The sequence below is a fragment of the Stenotrophomonas sp. Ste86 genome (genome assembly GCF_024519465.1).
Taxonomy (GTDB): Bacteria; Pseudomonadota; Gammaproteobacteria; order Xanthomonadales; family Xanthomonadaceae; genus Stenotrophomonas.
Window position 1 is genome coordinate 1 of sequence record NZ_JALJRW010000050.1, and the last position, 255, is coordinate 255.

1 protein-coding gene is annotated in these 255 nt (G+C 56.5%); it reads left to right on the plus strand.

Going from position 1 to position 255, the window contains the following annotated elements:
- On the plus strand, nucleotides 1–255 hold a 255-nt coding region (locus NR101_RS18980; protein ID WP_256777762.1), incomplete at both ends, for a hypothetical protein.

Consider the following 255-nt stretch of genomic DNA (forward strand, 5'->3'; position numbering starts at 1 on the left):
GAGCGCAACCTTGCCAAGGTTGAGGTCGCGAGTTCGAGTCTCGTTTCCCGCTCCATATTTCGACAGGGCCCCTTCGGGGCCTTGTTTTTCTCCGCGGTGGCACGCGGGCGTCCTGAGCGGCATGGCCGATTGGGATGTGAAAAAAAGTGTGAAAAGGCTGGTGTGTTATCGGTGGTTTCGGTAAGATACGCGCCTGATTTTGCGGGAATAGCTCAGTTGGTAGAGCGCAACCTTGCCAAGGTTGAGGTCGCGAGT